Here is a 14636-nt window from a genome sequence, read left to right on the forward strand (position 1 = left end):
TAATACTTTATACCAAAATTCACCTAACACCTCAAATAAGACAATTGTTTGCAGAAATATCTAAACAAAAATTAAAAATTTAACATTTATGCGTTAGGGTATTTTTAAGTTGAATCGTTTTATTAGTATATGGACGAGAAAAGCTTAATAAAATTTATTCAAAATAAAGGTGATAAAACTTTCAAAAAGGAAGTTATTAATTGGATAAATTCATCAAAAGAAAGCAAGGAAAAATTCAATGAAATTAAAGCAATTTACGTTGCTAGATTTGATGACGAAAATAATATTGACATCCCTAATCAATACAAAAGATTTAAAAAGAGAATAAGCATAAGAAAATATTCATATCGAATAGCAGCAGCAATAACTATTCTAATCTTAACTAGCTCAGCTATTTTCTTAAGCAGCAAATCTGATAACATCTTTACGCAAGAAGAATATTATGCCACTGGAATTGGCGAACAAAAGGAATTCATTTTAAAAGACGGTAGTAAGATACAACTCAACTCCGATAGTAAATTAATAATTACTTCAAGCTTTAATGAATCAGATAGAACTGTCAAACTTTTTGGCGAAGCTTTCTTTGAAGTAGCTAGAAATGAAAAAAAGCCATTTATTGTAGATACAGAACAAGGTTTTAAAGTAAAAGTTCTTGGTACTACATTCAATGTAAAAGCATATGATAATGATCCTACCGCACAAACTACTCTACTCTCTGGAAAAGTAGAAATATACAAACGACATAAATCTATTCCTGAAGTCACTCTAAAACCAAAACAAAAAGTGGTTTTTAATAAAACAGGAAAAACAATAGCTCTTTATAAGAATGTCTCCACACAGAAATCAACATCATGGAGAAATGGTATATTAACATTCGACAACACCTCCTTTAGTGAAGTTATTAAAGACCTAGAAAGATGGTATAATGTTACCATTACAATAGAAGACCCTTCAATAAAAAACTATTCTTTCTCAGGGAAATTTATGAGAAATAATAAAGTACAAGAAGTATTAGAAATAATAAAAACCTCATCACCAATTGAATACAATTATGACATAGAAAATCAGAAAATAATTTTCAGAAAAAGATAGAGAATAAAGGAGGTGTTGCCGCACCTCCTTTATAGTAAAATCTGTCAGAATTAATCTAACATTAAAAACCATTTAAAATTATGAAAAAAAAGCAAAACAATGCCAAGCATTTTTTATGCAAACATTGTTCCTCCAGAAAACTCTTTCGCATCATGAAGATCTACCTATTAATTCTCTGTCTAACTATCGTTGAGATTTCAGCTTCCAGTAGTGATTTATATGGACAAACTATTAGTTTAAACTATAAAGACACTGAACTTAAAGAAGTTTTATTAAATATAGAAAAACAAACTGATTATGTTTTCTTCTATAATAACTCAATAATTAATGAGCAGATAAAAGTTAACACAACCATAACAAGTAATGATATTGACGATGTACTGCATAATGTGTTAAAACATACTGACTTTAAGTATAAGTTAATGAATAATAACATTGTATTAGCTAAGGATTTTGAGCTTACTAATTCATCAAATAAAGACTCGTATAATAAAATCTCACGCTCTAATACTTTAATCACTTCTTTACTACAAGACAAAATTGAAATTTCAGGTACAGTTCATGATGAAAGTGGCGTCCCATTGCCAGGTGTTAACATAGTCGTAAAGGGATCTTCTACAGGAACACAGACCGACTTTGATGGTAATTTCAGCATTTCTACGGATAAAAAAAGCACTTTAGTTTTTAGCTACATTGGCTTAAAAACCAAAGAAGTTAGCATTGATGGTCCTAATTCTAATCTGAATGTAACACTCAAATCTGATGCGAATGAACTTAGTGAAGTAATAGTTGTAGCATACGACACACAAAGCAAATCCTCTTATACTGGTGCTGCTGTTGATGTTGATGTTGACAAAGTAGAAAACTCTCCGCTCCCCTCTTTTCAAGAAGCACTTCAAGGAAATGTTGCGGGTGTACAAATTTCAACTCAAAGCGGTCAACCAGGAGCTGCTCCAGATATTAGAATTAGAGGAATTGGATCTATAAATGCTAATTCTGACCCTTTATATGTAGTAGATGGAATTCCTGTTGTTTCTGGTAACATATCAAGGATTGCAACTAGTTCTAACACTATTGCAGGAATAAACCCTAAAGACATTGCTTCTATTACTGTTTTAAAGGATGCATCTGCTACTGCAATATATGGTTCTAGAGGTGCAAATGGAGTTATTTTGATTACCACTAAAAGAGGGAAATCTGGGAAAACAAAATTTGATGCTAGTACTCAATATGGAGTAAGTAGTATGATTGTAAGAGATCATAATAAACCATTAAATACCAATGAACTTTCCGAACTCCTTGTTGAAGGGCGAGTAAATATTGGTGATACTCAACAAGAAGCAGAAGATTATATATATAGTAGAATTGATAGAACTGTAAATACAGATTGGTTAGATGTTATTTCTAGAGATGGGGAATACAATCAATATAACCTAAGCGCTAGCGGTGGAGGAGAAAAAACTAGTTTTTATGCTTCATTAGGGTATTTCGACCAAAAAGCAGTCATCATTGGCATTGACTACAAAAAGTTAAATGCTAAATTAAACGTGACACACCAAGCTACTGATAAACTAAAAATCAACATGGGCGTTTCTGTTAGCAATCAGAAAATAAACACAAATGAAGATGGTGGTAATGCTGCGAATCCAGTTAGAGCTATTTATAGAACTGTTCCATGGGAGCCTGTATATAATCAAGATGGCTCTTACAATACAGATATATTATTAACATACAATCCTGTAGGACTTGTTAATGAGGATATTAGAGAAACAAAATTATATGGCATCCAAGGGAACTTAGGGCTTACCTATGAATTTACAGACAATTTAAGCTTTGAGACAAAAGGAAATGTTGATTTCAACTTAGCTAACGAGTTTGAGTACAACAATCCTGATTTTGGAGTAGCACGAAATAAAGGTGGCGAAGGAACAGCTTATGATAATAATATTTTAAACTACAATATTACCAATCTATTAAAATACAATTGGGAAATAAATAACGATCACCGCCTGAACTTTATATTAGGACAAGAAGCCCAAAAAATAGACCAAAGTGATGTCTACGCAAACGCAAGCAATTATGGAGCACCAGGATTAACAACTCTCGAAAATGCTTCAGTTTATGAAAGCGCTTCAAGCAGTAAAAGTTCATCATCAATAATTTCATACTTCTTCAATACCAATTATACATTGATGAATAGATACATTGTGAATTTAACAGCGAGAAGGGATGGCTCATCAAGGTTTGGTTCAGATGTACGCTATGCTAACTTCGGTTCTGTCGGTTTGGCTTGGAATATAAGCTCTGAAAAATTCATGGAAAACCAAAACTTCATAAAGCAATTAAAACTGAGAAGTAGCTATGGAGTTAACGGAAATCAAGAAATTGCAAACTTTGCATCACGTGGACTCTATGAAACTGGGGAAGATTATAATGGAAGTCCAGGTTATGCTTACAGCCAACAGTCTAATCCACAACTTACTTGGGAGAAAAATAAACCCTTTAATGTTGGTATGGATTTCAACTTTATAAATAGAATAAGTGGAACAGTAGAATATTATACAAGAACAACCTCCGATCTATTATTCGAAGTACCTATTTCTGCTACTAATGGTATTACGAGTTACCTAGAAAATATTGGAGAAATGAAGAATTCAGGTTGGGAGTTTGCCTTAAATACAGTTAATATAGAAAACCCAGATGGTTTTAATTGGTCTACTAGCTTTAACTATACTTCAAATAATAACGAGATTACTAAATTAGATTCTGATGAGCCTATTATTGGCGACGAATACATTAGAGAAGTAGGAGGAGATTTTTACACCTTTTATATGCCTGGATATGCTGGAGTAGACCCTAATACTGGTGATGCATTATGGTACACAGATGGCACAGAAACACAAACCACCAATGAATATAGTCAAGCAAATCCTTATGCACAAGGAAGTGCACTTCCAGATTTTTATGCTGGACTTACCAACACTTTAAGCTATAAAGACTTTAGCTTATCATTTATGTTTTATCTGAATTATGGAAATCAGGTTTATGATTATTGGGGAAGATACACAAATAGTGATGGTAGTGCAGGACTTAACGATAGAGGTAATATGACTCGTAATATATATGAAAACAGATGGCAAGAGCCCGGCGACATTACAGATGTTCCAAAAGTTGTATGGAGTAATGATCAATCTGGTAGCTCGAGCCAACATTCTTCTAGATTTCTATACGATGGAACTTATCTGAGGCTTCGTGATATTACTTTTTCATATTCTCTTCCTGAAGATATCTCCAATAAACTAAACATTAGCAATCTTAGGTTTTATATAAAAGGAACAAATACGCTCACTTGGGTAAAAGATAAAAAAATTGAAATGGATCCTGAGGTTGGAGTTAATGGTAAATCTGACTTAAGAATTCCTATTTCAAAGCAATTTTTATTCGGTATAGACTTTTCATTCTAAAAACAAAAAACATGACAATCAATATAAAAAATATAATTATTTGCTTGTGTGCTATAATAGCACTTACGGCATGTAGTAGCGATTTTCTAGACATCGATCCTGAACAGAATGTCCCTTCCGAAAATGCTGTTACAGATATTAAAACACTACAAACCGCAATTAATGGTGTGTATAGCAAACTTCAAAGCGATGCATATTACGGTAGAAGCATGTATGTAATTCCAGAGTTAATGGCAGACAATTTATATCTAAGCTCTAGAAACACAGGAAGGTACTTGGACTTCGATAATTTTATAGTAAATGAAGAGAATTCTTATGTCGAAGATACTTGGAATGCAATCTATGAAGTAATAGCTAATGCTACAAAAGCTATTAATGGAGGTGAGAAATTAGAATCTACAACTCCAGAACAACAAAAAGAGATTGATCAATTAATTGGTGAGGCCTATGCAATTAGAGCATTAGCACATTTTGATTTAAGCCGTTTATTTGCACAACCATATAACTTTACTGCCAATGCAGATCACCTCGGAGTTCCAATTGTAAGTACTTCAACTGATGAAAATATCTCACCAAAGAGAAATACAGTAAGCGAAGTTTATGCCCAGATAAATAATGACCTAAGCACAGCCATTTTAAATATGACATCAACAAATAACGATGGAAGATTTACTAAATACGCTGCTAAAGCTTTAGCGGCAAGGGTAGCTATCTATCAAGATAACTACAGCAATGCTATAAAATATAGTTCGGAAGTTATTGCAGAAGGTGGTTACTCATTAATTTCTAATGAAAACTATAATGATATTTGGGAAAGTGAATTTAACAGTGAATCAATCTTTGAAATCATTAATACCATTGCCGATAACGAAGGCACCAACAGCTTAGGTCATTATTTTGATCCAAGTGGTTATGCTGATGCTTTAGTGACACCAAATTTGTATAGCAGTTACGACGAAAACGACGTTAGGAAAACCGCTATAACAGAAGGCTCTAAACAAGGAGCTGAAGATGATGCCCTGTTTGTATATAAATTTCCAAAAGGAACACAATATACAGACAACATTAGAATTTTACGTCTTGCAGAGCAATATCTTATTCGTGCAGAAGCATATGCCAAAAACAATGAATATGAAAAAGCACAAACAGACTTAGAAACCATAATGAGACGTGCAAACCCTAATGCAATAGACGTAACAGAAACAGGGCAAGCCCTAATTGATAAAGTAATTGAGGAAAGAAGAAAAGAACTAGCATTTGAAGGGAATAGATTGTTCGATCTTAATAGAAATAAAAAAGATATACAAATTATACAAGGAGAGAACATTATTGATGCATCCTATCCGAACGACAAGTTCATTCTTCCAATACCATTAGACGAGCTTAATGCTAATCCAAATATAAAGCCTCAAAACCCAGGATATTAAATGCTCTCATTATTATACAAAACATATAATTTAGAAAAAAAACATGTCTTTAGAATTGCAGGGGGTGCTAGAACTAGCACCCCAGCAATCCTAATTCAATTAACGTTTGCTAACTATATTGGCTATGGAGAAGCCTCTATGCCTCCATTATATGGAGAGAGCTTTCAAACAGCAATAAGCTTTTTAAAGAAAATAGATCTGTCTCCTTTTAAAGACCCTTTTAATGCTGAAGACATATTAACATATATTGATAATGTAGCACCTAAAAATGTCGCTATAAAAGCAGCGATTGATATAGCTCTTCACGATTTAATAGGTCAACTGCTTAAAATTCCACTGCATTCTTATTTTGGATTAAGAAAAGAAAATCTTTCTACCAGCAAAACGATAGGGATTGACACTCCTGATATTATAAAAGAACGTGTAAAGGAGGCTAGTCAATTTAAATATCTAAAAGTTAAATTAGGAGGAGAAAATGATAAAGAAATCATTCATACCATTAGTCAAACTACAGATAAACCCCTATTTATTGATGCCAATCAAGGGTGGAAGTCCAAAGAAGAAGCTTTAGACAAAGTACATTGGCTAAAAGAACATGGTGCTGTATTTATAGAGCAACCATTACCAAAAAATTCTTATGATAGCCTTACATGGCTAGCTGCTCATTCCCCGCTTCCAATAATTGGAGATGAAGGAATTCAACGTTTACCTGATGTGATAAATGCTTCAAATTTTTATCATGGCATCAATATTAAGCTAATGAAATCCACTGGTTTAAGAGAAGCATATAAGATGGCTCAAATTGCCAAAATGATGAATCTAAAAATAATGCTGGGATGCATGTCGGAAACTTCATGTGCGATCGGTGCTGCTGCACAATTAGGCGCACTAGCTGATTGGGTAGATTTAGACGGAAATCTTGGCATCAAAAATGACCCTTTCACAGCTCATACAGTTAAAGAAGGCGTAATTCATCTAAATAACAAACCTGGTATCGGACTTATAAATCCAAATTGGGACAGAATCCTAGCATACTAATACCATGTATGGAATGATTAGAAGTCTCAAGAGGACAAAGGAAAGAGACGTTTCTACAAACAAGTTTAAATAATTACTAATGAAATTTAACATTCAAAACATACTCTTAATTCTCTCCGTTTATAGTTTCCTATTTCTTGTGTCATCATGCAAAAAGGAGACAAAAAAAACAGTAGAATCCAAGAACGCTTTTACCAATGATATTGCTTTAGACTCTTTTTTTACTGAACTTACTGACAAAGGGATGTTTAACGGAGCCGTTGCCGTGAAAAAAGATGGTGAACTTATTTTTAAGAAAGGATATGGCATCGCTAACTTTAAATTAAATACTCCTTTCCTACCATCAACAGCTATGGAGGTAGCCTCGGTTTCTAAACAATTTACCGCAGCTGCTATCCAAATATTAGCCCAACAAAATGAATTAAATATTAACGAATATGCCTATAAATATCTGGGAGATGAATTTCCATATAAGGAAATTAAAGTATCTCATTTATTAACACATACCTCCGGCTTAAAAGACTATGAAGAATATTTTAAAAAAGAATGGGATACCACTGCTATAGCTTACAACCAAAATATTGTGAACTATTTTACAGAACAAAAACCTCCCTTAGAAAGTACTCCTGGAGAAAAATATCATTACTCTAATTCAGGTTTTGTGCTATTAGCTAGTATAGTAGAAAAAGTAAGCGGCAAAACCTTAGATGTATTCTTAGATGAACAACTTTTCAAAACAGGACACATGAATAACAGCGGGTTCTTGGAACGAGATAGTATTTGGAATATTAATAATTATGCTCCTGGTTATATGTTAAATCCTAAGACATGCTCTTTTGATAAACCTGAATTATTACAAGGTAAAAAGTATTATAGATTTTTAAGTGGTCGATTTGGCTCTGGAAGGCTATCTACTTCTATTGATGATTTATTGAAATGGGACAGCATACTACACACTAATACCCTTATAAATGAAAAAAGTAAGTCTTTAGCTTTCACACCTCACCCACCTAGTAAAGATTCTTCAGACTATGGCTTTGGCTGGCATATACCAGACACAACAGCTCAAAATAGAATAATTTATCATACTGGGAGTTGGGCTGGAAATAAATCATACATCAAACGTTTTATTAATAAAAAAGATGTAGTTATAATTTTAAATAATACGAATAGTCCTTATATGGTTCCTATTCGAAAAGAAATAGATAAATACGTTACTAATGGCATAGCACTAACTGTTCCTCCTCTGTTAGGTGAAAATGTATTGGAAAAAGAGATTTGCAAACTATCGACTGACAATATAAAATCTTGGTACGAAAAAAATCAAGAATTGAAGTGGGATCAAAAAGACCTATCCAACCTTAAAAAATTCTATTTAAAAAATAATGAAAAAAATAAAAGTGAAATAATATCAGTCCTTCTAAAACTGATATAAAAACAAAATTCATCAGAATTAATCTTATTAATTCTGATGAATTTTACTCTTTATCCATTGCCAACAATTCTTCCAAATAATGTCTATTACTAGAAAGTCTAGGTATTTTATGTTGCCCTCCTAACTTATTGTATTTTTTCAACCAATCATAAAAAAGGTTTTTTCTAGCTCTATGGACTGTTGGTTTATTTAATGTGATGTTATTATAACGTTTCGCCTCATAATCTGAATTCAATGCCTTAAGAGCATTATCCATAATATCGGTAAATACATCTAAATCTTCGGGCTGCTTCCGGAACTCTATCAACCATTCGTGAGCTCCCTTTTCTTTTCCTTCCATAAAAATAGGACCCGCTGTATAATCGATTATTTCAGCACCTGTTTTCTGACACGCTTTTTGAAGAGCTTGCTCTGCATTCTCAATAATAATTTCCTCCCCAAAAACATTAATATGGTGTTTCGTTCTTCCTGTTACTTTGATACGATATGGATTAATGGAAGTAAAACGTACGGTATCTCCGATAAGGTAACGCCAAAGACCAGCATTGGTAGTTATCACAATTGCATAGTTTTTATCTAGCTCCACTTCCCAAATCGGAATCACCTTTTCATTTGGTGTATCATAAACATCCATTGGAATAAACTCATAGAATATTCCGTAATCCAACATTAGCAACAATTCATTTGAATCGTTTCGATCTTGAATAGCGAAAAACCCTTCCGAGGCATTATAAATCTCATAATACCTAAAGCTCTTTCTAGGCAATATTCGTTCATACTGCTCTCTATATGGTTTAAAACTTACTCCGCCATGAAAATATACTTCTAAATTCTCCCAGATTTCAAAGAGGTGCGTTTTTCCTGTTTTTTCCAATACTTCATTCAACAATACCAACATCCAAGAAGGCACGCCAGCAAGGCTCGTTACATCTTCTCTTATGGTTTCCTCTACAATAGCAGATAATTTATGTTCCCATTCACTCATTAGAGAAACTTTATGACTCGGCGTACTACTCATTTCCGCCCAGAATGGCATATTATCTATTATTATTGCTGATAAATCTCCAAAAGAAGTATTATGGTCGTGATACAACTCTTTACTTCCTCCTAAACGTAGACTTTTTCCATTAAAAAGTTTTGACCCTTCATTATTATTGAAGTATAAAGAAAGCATATCTTTTCCTGCCTTAAAATGGCAATCTTCTAAGGATTCTGTACTTACAGGAATAAATTTACTTTTTGCATTTGTAGTACCGCTACTCTTTGCAAACCATTTTATATGAGTAGGCCAAAAAACATTGTCTTCTCCTAATCTAACTCTTTCAATTAAAGGCTCCATATCTTCATAACGCACCACAGGAACGCGATCGGCAAAGGTTGCATATGAACCAATTTCTCCAAACATATATTTTCTACCTACTTCTGTATCTTTAGCAACTGCTAATAAATGAGTAAGCACTTCTGTCTGTACTTCACTAGGATATTTGAGAAAAAGTTCAATCTGATGAAATCGCTTTTTCAAAATCCAAGAGGCAATTGAATTGAATAATGGTATTGACATATATTTAAATTATATTTGATAAAAATATGAAAAAAAAGTTATCATGTTCGAAGGCGTACTCACTAAAATGCAAACAGAATTTACAAGTCCTGTAAATTATTACCTAATTCTTGAAAACAACTTCATAAATTTTAATCAATTATTAGATAAAAACATAGAAATTAAGTTTGTGAAATTCGAGTGCCTTTCTTGTCATCTAGACAAACCTATTTACAGACAAGGTTTTTGTAAAAGTTGTTTTTTTGAAACTCCTAAAGCAGCAGACTGGATTTTAAAACCAGAATTAAGTAAAGCGCACTTAGACATAGAAGATAGAGATCTTGCTTACGAGAAAGAATCTCAATTACAGCCTCATATTGTGTATTTAGCTAACTCAAGCAGTGTTAAAGTTGGAGTTACTAGAAAAAGTCAAGTTCCAACAAGATGGATCGACCAAGGAGCACATGAAGCAATAGAAATTGCTGAGCTTCCAAATAGATATTTAGCGGGAATAACTGAGGTAGCCTTAAAAGATCATGTTTCTGACAAAACAAATTGGCGTAAAATGCTTAAAAATGAGATTTTAGACGAAGACCTTGCCAAATACCGTGATGAATTAAAAAAATATATCCCAGAAGAAACGCTACCCTATTTTATAGAAAACAATACTGAAACTAATATAGAATTCCCTGTAAAGGAATATCCTGTAAAACCTAAAAGTTTAAATTTAAGTAAAACTCCTGAGTACAAAGGAAAGTTAAAAGGAATTAAGGGACAATACTTAATTTTTGAAGATCAGACAGTTTTTAACGTAAGATCTAATGAAGGATTAGTAGTTTCCATAAATGTATTGCCTTCTTAAGAGGAGAATTATATTCAATTAAATATCAAAAAAAAAAGTTAGAGATTAATCCTCTAACTTTCTTTGATATTCTTGCTTATACATAGCTTTTGCAACTTCTTCTCTTCTTTGTTGAGAAGGCTTAGTAAAATGTTGGTTACTACGCAAAGTTTTCAACTGCTGTGTTTTTCTGTATTTTTGCTTGTATCTTTTTAAGGCTCTATCAATGTTTTCACCTTCTTTTATTGGAATTATAAGCATGGTAATGTATTTTAATAGTTAATAATTAAAAAAAACCACCCTTGGGAGGATGGTTTTATTTCGTTAAATGCTTAGTCAACTATTTCTACGTTAACTGCATTCATTCCTTTTCTACCTCTTTCGGTTTCAAATCTTACTTTGTCGTTTTCATTGATGTTATCAATTAAACCGCTTTCGTGTACAAAGATGTCTTCATTGGTATCAGCTTCTGTGATAAATCCAAACCCTTTGGTTCTGTTAAAGAACTTTACTGTTCCTTCTTTCATTGTATAATATTTTAAATTTTTATAAATCGGCACACAAATGACTGGATTACACTAAATCAATTAAAAACTGATTATAGCGCTTCAACAAGGAATCATGCCCCTGTGGCAAAAAGTCTATCTAGTAAAAGTGGGATAATAAATTCTCGGAAGGATAAAAAATACCAAATTTGTAATATTCTTAATTGCTATTGGGTGCAAAGTAACGCCTTTATTTCCGATTAATCTATTTATTTCAAGTTTATTTCAATATAAACTCTGAATTTCAACAAATTATAAATTTAAACACCCACAAAAAGCCTATTTTGATAACTAAAAACAGTAGCTGACGGAATACGCATCAATAAAAACTATCGTTAAATAATATATAACAATAAAAAACAACTCTAAAAAGGCAAAGAATTAGTAAATTTATAATGTGATTTACAATCACTTAGCAATAGATTAATTAAAAACATATATTATGACAAAGAAAAAGCTTACTACTTCTGCAGGATCCCCAGTCCCATCTAACGAGCATTCTTTAACAGCTGGAAAGAGAGGTCCTGTTTTAATTCAAGACTATCAGTTATTAGAAAAATTAGCACACCAAAATAGAGAACGTATTCCAGAACGTGTAGTTCATGCTAAAGGTTGGGGTGCTCATGGAACTTTTACTGTAACAAATGATATCTCTAAGTACACTCGGGCTAAAATATTTTCTGAAGTAGGTAAAAAAACTGAGATCATGGCTCGTTTTTCTACTGTTGCCGGAGAGCTTGGTGCTGCCGATGCTGAAAGAGATGTAAGAGGTTTTTCTTTAAAATTCTATACCGAAGAGGGGAACTGGGACCTTGTTGGTAATAATACGCCCGTTTTCTTTGTAAGAGACGGTTATAAATTCCCAGACTTTATACACACTCAAAAAAGACATCCTAAAACCAATTTACGATCACCTGAAGCTATGTGGGACTTCTGGTCTTTACACCCAGAAAGTCTTCACCAAGTAACTATATTAATGTCCGACAGAGGTATTCCTGTAGCTCCGCAATTCATGAATGGATATGGATCTCACACTTATAGCTTTTGGAATAATGATAGTGAAAGATTTTGGGTGAAATTTCATTTTAAAACAAAACAAGGACATAAGCATCATACAAACGCTGAAGCTGCTGAAGTAATAGGAAAATCAAGAGAATCATATCAAGAGGAACTTTTTGGAACTATTGAAGATGGTAATTACCCTAAATGGTCTCTAAAAGTTCAAATAATGCCAGAGAAAGATGCGGAAAAGACACCATATAATCCTTTTGACCTTACTAAAGTTTGGCCACATGGTGATTACCCATTAATAGATGTCGGAGAATTAGAACTCAATAGAAACCCTAACAATTATTTCCAATATGTAGAAAATGCTGCATATTCTCCTTCTAATATTGTTCCTGGAATAAGTTTCTCTCCAGATAGAATGTTACAGGCACGTATATTCTCATATGCAGATGCCCATAGGTATAGATTGGGAACACATTATGAAGCGCTTCCAGTAAATCAAGCTAAATCTGAAGTAAACCATTATCATAAGGATGGTGCGATGCGCTTCTTTGATAATAATAACGAAAATCCAGATGCTTATTATGAGCCAAACTCTTTTGATGGTCCTGTAGCAGATGCGTCTGTAAAAGAACCTCCTATGAATATTTCTGGTGATGTTGACAGATATGGACATGAAGATCATGATGATTTTAAACAGCCTGGAGATTTATTCCGTTTATTTAATGATGAACAGAAAAACCGCCTATTTGTAAATATTGCTACAGCAATGGATGGTGTTTCAGAAGGGATTGTGAAAAGACAATTAAAACATTTTTATGCCGCTGACCCAGCATATGGAAAAGGGGTTGAAAATGCTATTAATGAAATGAAAAAGACAAAAGATCCTAATTCTAACGAAAATCCAAAAGAACTATAAATCAAAATTGTATTTTTGGAAGGCGAAGTTTATAACATATAAACTTCGCCTTAATTATTTGATATCAATAAATGAGAACAGAAGAGTTATTTAATGCCATCCGAAAGGAAGAACAAGAAACAGTAGAAGCTATACTTACTGAAAACCCAACACTAGTAATGGAAAAAGATCAACGTGGATCTACACCTTTATTACTGGCTACTTATTATGGGTATAATGAAATTGCAAGGATTATCTTGAAATTTAATCCTGAAATAGATGCTAAGGATGCTTCTGGAAACACAGCATTAATGGGTGTTTGCTTCAAGGGTTTTATAACTATTGCAGAGCTTCTTATTGCTAATAATGCTAGCTTAAACCTAACAAACGGAAACGATGCAACAGCGCTAATATTTGCAGCTACTTTTGGAAGAGAAGATATTGTTAGGCTCTTACTTAAAAATGGCGCTGATAAAACAATGAAGGATGCGCGCGGACTTACAGCTTTAGATCATGCGAAAATGCAAGGGATAAAAAATATTGCCGAATTATTAAGCTAATCCTAAAGATTATTTGACAGCTGCTCTATTTTAACCTTATCGTTTATTTTGATTTTTTTACCATCAGTAATAATTAGTCCTTTCTTAGAGAAATCTGATATCATTCTAATCATGGACTCTGTTGCTGTACCTACAATATTTGCAAATTCTTCTCGTGACAAAGTGATTTTAAGAAATCCTTCTTCACCAGTACCAAATTCATCATTTAAACTTAGCAGTGCACTTGCAAATCTTGCCTTTACAGGTTTTTGAGCCATTTGCACAATATGATTATTAGCAAGTTTTAAATCGTAACAAATATCATTTACAATATCGGCAGAGAAGCTTGAATTTTCTTTAAATACAGTCAGGATTTCTGCTTTAGGAATAAAACAAACTTCCATATCTTCAATAGCTTTTGCTGATAAACTTACCGCATCATCACTTACAATGCTACGTTGCCCTAAAAGATCTCCCCTTTTTATAAACTTAACAATCTGACTTTTCCCATTTGAAGATAACTTGGTTAGTTTACATATTCCAGATTTAATACAATAAACTCCATTTAAATGATCTCCTTCTTTAAAAATATAAGCTCCTTTTTTAACTCTTTCAGAAGTCTTACAATCAGAAATTCCTATTAATTCAGATTTGTTTAAACTTCTTAAAGAACTAAATTTTCGCACTATACATTGCTCGCATTTACTCAATTTCGGTAGTGCCATTCTTTAATTTATTAAATTATTTGGTTATGACAAATATCATACTTTTTATTTATATATTTATAGAGATTTGCGCAGCAAAAACTT

12 protein-coding genes are annotated in these 14636 nt (G+C 32.8%); 8 read left to right on the forward strand and 4 right to left on the reverse strand.

Features of this window, described 5'->3' with window-relative positions:
• Positions 1 to 129: 129 nt before the first annotated feature.
• The 5 genes from ACN0TY_RS00100 to ACN0TY_RS00120 all read left to right on the forward strand — a co-directional run bounded on the left by ACN0TY_RS00100 (position 130) and on the right by ACN0TY_RS00120 (position 8456).
• The gene (locus tag ACN0TY_RS00100; RefSeq protein ID WP_417442900.1) at positions 130 to 1092 is read left to right on the forward strand and encodes a FecR family protein; all 963 of its coding nucleotides are present in this window, start codon (positions 130 to 132) and stop codon (positions 1090 to 1092) included.
• Between the two features lie 152 nt (positions 1093 to 1244).
• Positions 1245 to 4556 (forward strand): SusC/RagA family TonB-linked outer membrane protein, encoded by a 3312-nt coding sequence (locus tag ACN0TY_RS00105; RefSeq protein WP_236959342.1) that lies wholly within the window; start codon positions 1245 to 1247, stop codon positions 4554 to 4556.
• An 11-nt stretch (positions 4557 to 4567) separates the two neighbouring features.
• Positions 4568 to 5983, forward strand: a complete 1416-nt coding sequence (locus ACN0TY_RS00110; protein ID WP_417442901.1) for a RagB/SusD family nutrient uptake outer membrane protein — start codon at positions 4568 to 4570, stop codon at positions 5981 to 5983.
• Positions 5984 to 7021, forward strand: a complete 1038-nt coding sequence (locus tag ACN0TY_RS00115) for a dipeptide epimerase (RefSeq protein WP_417442902.1) — start codon at positions 5984 to 5986, stop codon at positions 7019 to 7021.
• 79 nt (positions 7022 to 7100) lie between these two features.
• Positions 7101 to 8456, forward strand: coding sequence for a serine hydrolase domain-containing protein (locus ACN0TY_RS00120; RefSeq protein WP_417442903.1), 1356 nt, complete (start codon positions 7101 to 7103; stop codon positions 8454 to 8456).
• Positions 8457 to 8499: 43 nt separating this feature from the next.
• Here ACN0TY_RS00120 and ACN0TY_RS00125 read toward each other — a convergent pair whose 3' ends face one another.
• On the reverse strand, positions 8500 to 10017 hold the full coding sequence (locus ACN0TY_RS00125; RefSeq protein WP_236959346.1) for a GH3 auxin-responsive promoter family protein: 1518 nt from the start codon (positions 10015 to 10017) through the stop codon (positions 8500 to 8502).
• A gap of 40 nt (positions 10018 to 10057) precedes the next feature.
• On the opposite strand from ACN0TY_RS00125, the gene ACN0TY_RS00130 reads away from it, so the two are divergent.
• Positions 10058 to 10858: a DUF2797 domain-containing protein gene (locus tag ACN0TY_RS00130; RefSeq protein ID WP_417443688.1), complete on the forward strand. Its 801-nt coding sequence runs from the start codon at positions 10058 to 10060 to the stop codon at positions 10856 to 10858.
• Between the two features lie 45 nt (positions 10859 to 10903).
• On the opposite strand, the gene rpsU is transcribed toward ACN0TY_RS00130, so the two are convergent.
• Positions 10904 to 11098, reverse strand: a complete 195-nt coding sequence (gene rpsU / locus ACN0TY_RS00135; RefSeq protein WP_236959347.1) for a 30S ribosomal protein S21 — start codon at positions 11096 to 11098, stop codon at positions 10904 to 10906.
• Positions 11099 to 11169: 71 nt separating this feature from the next.
• Positions 11170 to 11364, reverse strand: coding sequence for a cold-shock protein (locus ACN0TY_RS00140; protein ID WP_236959348.1), 195 nt, complete (start codon positions 11362 to 11364; stop codon positions 11170 to 11172).
• Between the two features lie 460 nt (positions 11365 to 11824).
• Here ACN0TY_RS00140 and ACN0TY_RS00145 point away from each other — a divergent pair, with 460 nt between their 5' ends.
• Both ACN0TY_RS00145 and ACN0TY_RS00150 read left to right on the forward strand, forming a co-directional pair.
• The gene (locus ACN0TY_RS00145; protein WP_417442904.1) at positions 11825 to 13309 is read left to right on the forward strand and encodes a catalase; all 1485 of its coding nucleotides are present in this window, start codon (positions 11825 to 11827) and stop codon (positions 13307 to 13309) included.
• A gap of 71 nt (positions 13310 to 13380) precedes the next feature.
• Positions 13381 to 13848 (forward strand): ankyrin repeat domain-containing protein, encoded by a 468-nt coding sequence (locus ACN0TY_RS00150; protein ID WP_417442905.1) that lies wholly within the window; start codon positions 13381 to 13383, stop codon positions 13846 to 13848.
• Positions 13849 to 13850: 2 nt separating this feature from the next.
• On the opposite strand, the gene ACN0TY_RS00155 is transcribed toward ACN0TY_RS00150, so the two are convergent.
• Positions 13851 to 14552 carry a Crp/Fnr family transcriptional regulator gene (locus tag ACN0TY_RS00155; RefSeq protein WP_236959351.1) on the reverse strand — a complete coding sequence of 234 codons (702 nt, stop codon included), beginning with the start codon at positions 14550 to 14552 and terminating at the stop codon, positions 13851 to 13853.
• Positions 14553 to 14636 lie beyond the last annotated feature (84 nt).

The sequence above is a fragment of the Joostella sp. genome, from assembly GCF_048266025.1.
GTDB classification, from domain to species: domain Bacteria; phylum Bacteroidota; class Bacteroidia; order Flavobacteriales; family Flavobacteriaceae; genus Galbibacter; species Galbibacter atrarenae.

Bases quoted from the DNA above. Each gene is read 5' to 3' on its own strand.
- ACN0TY_RS00150 (WP_417442905.1), top strand. From the start codon at position 13,381: ATGAGAACAGAAGAGTTATTTAATGCCATCCGAAAGGAAGAACAAGAA.
- ACN0TY_RS00110 (WP_417442901.1), top strand. From the start codon at position 4,568: ATGACAATCAATATAAAAAATATAATTATTTGCTTGTGTGCTATAATA.
- ACN0TY_RS00125 (WP_236959346.1), bottom strand. From the start codon at position 10,017: ATGTCAATACCATTATTCAATTCAATTGCCTCTTGGATTTTGAAAAAG.
- ACN0TY_RS00105 (WP_236959342.1), top strand. From the start codon at position 1,245: ATGAAGATCTACCTATTAATTCTCTGTCTAACTATCGTTGAGATTTCA.
- ACN0TY_RS00120 (WP_417442903.1), top strand. From the start codon at position 7,101: ATGAAATTTAACATTCAAAACATACTCTTAATTCTCTCCGTTTATAGT.
- ACN0TY_RS00115 (WP_417442902.1), top strand. From the start codon at position 5,984: ATGCTCTCATTATTATACAAAACATATAATTTAGAAAAAAAACATGTC.
- ACN0TY_RS00145 (WP_417442904.1), top strand. From the start codon at position 11,825: ATGACAAAGAAAAAGCTTACTACTTCTGCAGGATCCCCAGTCCCATCT.
- ACN0TY_RS00140 (WP_236959348.1), bottom strand. From the start codon at position 11,364: ATGAAAGAAGGAACAGTAAAGTTCTTTAACAGAACCAAAGGGTTTGGA.
- ACN0TY_RS00100 (WP_417442900.1), top strand. From the start codon at position 130: ATGGACGAGAAAAGCTTAATAAAATTTATTCAAAATAAAGGTGATAAA.
- rpsU (WP_236959347.1), bottom strand. From the start codon at position 11,098: ATGCTTATAATTCCAATAAAAGAAGGTGAAAACATTGATAGAGCCTTA.
- ACN0TY_RS00155 (WP_236959351.1), bottom strand. From the start codon at position 14,552: ATGGCACTACCGAAATTGAGTAAATGCGAGCAATGTATAGTGCGAAAA.